The sequence below is a fragment of the Streptomyces sp. NPDC059499 genome, from assembly GCF_042749285.1.
Lineage (GTDB): Bacteria > Actinomycetota > Actinomycetes > Streptomycetales > Streptomycetaceae > Streptomyces.
The window spans coordinates 1-3,284 of record NZ_JBHYTT010000039.1; the positions used below are offsets into that span (position 1 = coordinate 1).

General features: G+C 70.1%; 1 pseudogene. It reads left to right on the top strand.

Annotated elements, in window-relative coordinates:
* Nucleotides 1-45: 45 nt before the first annotated feature.
* Nucleotides 46-3,284, top strand: a pseudogene (locus ACFW9O_RS36570) (beta-ketoacyl synthase N-terminal-like domain-containing protein); the annotation flags it as partial.

Below are 3,284 nucleotides of genomic sequence, written 5' to 3' on the forward strand. Positions count from 1 at the left end.
GTGCGTCCGTTGGACGTGGAGTTTGGTTTGCGGGTGTTTGGTGAGGCGGTTCGTGGTGGTGTGGATGTGACGGTGGCGGATATCGACTGGGAGCGGTTTGTTCCTGGGTTCGTGTCGGCGCGTCCCAGTCGTCTGCTGGCGGAGCTTCCCGAAGTGGCCGCTGTCGCACCGGTGTTGCCGGCGGGTGGCGGTGGGCCGAGTCTGCGGGAACAGCTTGAGGGTGTGCCGGAGGGCAGGCGTCGCCAGGTTCTGCTGGATGTGGTGCGGGCTCAGGCGGCTGCTGTTCTGGGGCATGTGGGTGCGCAGGCGGTGGAGCCGGATCGTGCCTTCCGGGATCTGGGCTTCGACTCGTTGATGGCGGTCGAACTGCGCAACCTGCTGTCCGCGCAGACCGGGCTGCGACTGCCCACGACCCTCGTCTTCGATCATCCGGCACCGGCAGTCCTGTCCGCCTACCTGTCCGCCGAACTGGCCGACATCGGCGTCACCGCGGTGCCCGAGACAGCGGCCCCGGTGCTCGCGCCGGTGGACGAGCCGCTCGCGATCGTCGGAATGGCGTGCAGGTTCCCCGGCGGCGTCACCTCTCCCGCCGAATTGTGGGACCTCGTCGCCGACGGAGTGGACGGCATGTCGCCGTTCCCGGCCGACCGCGGCTGGCCGTCCGACGCACCCGGCGGCGTAGGAGCGTTCGTCGCCGACGCCGACCGGTTCGATGCCGCGTTGTTCGGGATCTCGCCGCGTGAGGCGCTGGCGATGGATCCACAGCAACGGATGCTGCTGGAGACCGCGTGGGAGGCGTTCGAGTCGGCAGGGCTGGACCCGCGGTCGCAGCGCGGCCGCAGTGTGGGGGTCTTCGCCGGAACCAACGGCCAGGACTATGCGCAGGTTCTCGCGGCGTCGCAGGACGCCGGTGACGGGCACGCGGCTGTCGGGAACGCGGCGGCGGTGCTGTCCGGCCGGGTCTCGTACGCGTTCGGGCTGGAGGGCCCGGCGGTCACCGTGGACACGGCGTGCTCGTCGTCGCTGGTGGCGTTGCACTGGGCGGGGCAGGCGCTGCGGGCCGGTGAATGTGAACTCGCCCTGGTGGGCGGTGTGACGGTGATGTCCACCCCGGCTGCGTTCACGGAGTTCGACCGGCAGGACGGTCTGGCGTCGGACGGCCGGTGCAAGGCGTTCGCGGCGGCGGCCGACGGGACGGGCTGGGGCGAGGGTGCAGGTCTGCTGCTGGTCGAGCGGTTGTCGGACGCGGAGCGCAACGGGCATCAGGTACTGGCGGTGGTGCGGGGCAGTGCGGTGAACCAGGACGGTGCGTCGAACGGTCTGACGGCGCCGAACGGTCCGTCGCAGCAGCGGGTGATCCGTCAGGCGCTGGCCAGTGCCCGTCTCACCGGCGCGGACGTCGACGCCGTCGAGGCGCACGGCACCGGCACGCGGCTGGGCGATCCGATCGAGGCGCAGGCACTGCTGGCGACCTACGGCCAGGACCGCGGTGAGAGTGGCGAGCCGTTGTGGCTGGGGTCGGTGAAGTCGAACATCGGTCACACCCAGGCCGCGGCGGGTGTCGCGGGCCTGATCAAGATGGTGATGGCGATGCGGCACGGCATGCTTCCGGCGACGCTGCATGTGGATGAGCCGTCGCCGCAGGTGGACTGGTCGGCGGGTGCGGTGGAGCTGCTGACCGAGGCGCGTTGCTGGCCGGAGTCCGGTCGGCCACGGCGTGCTGGCGTCTCGTCCTTCGGTATCAGCGGTACCAACGCGCATGTCATCCTCGAGGCGCCGCCCCGGCCCGAACCGGCAGCGCTCGATGTGACGCCGAAGGCACCGGATCTGGTGCCGTGGCCGGTGTCGGCACAGTCCGAAGCCGCTTTGAGGGCACAGGTGGACCGGCTGCGGTGGTTCGCGGCCGAGCGGCCGGAGCTGGATCCGGTGGACGTGGGGTGGTCGCTGGCCACCACCCGGGCCGCGCTGGAGCACCGCGCGGTGCTGGCCGGCGAGGACGTACTCGCGGCCGGTGTCGCCGGTGACGGACGTCTGGCGGTCCTGTTCACCGGTCAGGGTTCGCAGCGTGCGGGTATGGGCCTGGGGTTGTACGAGGCGTTCCCGGTGTTCGCGGAAGCCTTCGACGCGGTCTGCGCCCGGTTCGACGTTCGGCTGGAGCGTCCGCTGCGGGAGGTCATGACCGACGGCGTCGACCTGGACGGGACGATGTGGGCGCAGGCGGGCCTGTTCGCCCTCGAAGTCGCGCTGTTCCGGCTCGTCGCCTCATGGGGTGTCACCCCGGATGTTCTCCTGGGTCACTCCTTGGGCGAGATCACCGCAGCCCATTGTGCGGGAATCCTCGACCTGGACGACGCGTGCGTTTTGGTCGCTGAGCGCGGCCGCCTCATGCAGGTACTGCCCGTCGGCGGTGGCATGCTCGCCGTCGAGGCGACCGAAGCCGATGTCGCGGACTCCGGTCTGGACCTCGCGGCCATCAACGGTCCCCGGTCCGTGGTCCTTTCCGGTGACCTCGACAGGATCAACCGCTACGCGGCCGAGTGCGCGGAGCAGGGCCTGCGGGTCAGTGTCCTGTCGGTGTCGCACGCGTTCCACTCCGCCCTCATGGAACCGATGCTCGACGAGTTCACCACGGTCCTGTCCGGCCTGACATTCCACGCGGCGCAAATTCCGGTCGTGTCGAACCTGACCGGTGCGGTGGCCGAACCCGGACTGATGCAGCGGCCGGAGTACTGGCTGAACCAGGTGCGGCAGCCGGTGCGTTTCGCCGACGGTGTCGCGGTGCTCGATGCGATGGGTGTGACGCGGTACGTGGAACTCGGCCCGGATGGCGTCCTGTCGGCCATGGCCCAAAACACCGCTGCCGAGGCCGAGTTCATTTCCGTCCTCCGCAAGGATCGGGACGAGACCGATACCGCGCTTACGGCGGCCGGCCGTATGTGGACGTCCGGTGCCGACGTCGACTGGACGAACCTGTTTGCCAGTTGGGGCGGCCGAGTGGTCGATCTTCCGATGTATGCCTTCCAGCGCGAGCGCTACTGGCCGCAACTGCCGATGCAGGAAATCCAGGACTCGTGGCGTTACCGGGTCACGTGGAGGCCGCTGGACGGCTTGCCGTCGTCGGCGGTGCTGACCGGGGTGTGGGCGGTTGTCGGGACGGAGGCCCCGGAGGTGTCCGCGGCGTTGGAGGCTGCGGGCGCGACGGTGGTCGGTGTTCCCGCCGAGGAGGTGTCGGGTCTGCCTGACCTGGCGGGTGTGGTGCTGTCCGCTTCCGGGGTGGCGGAGAC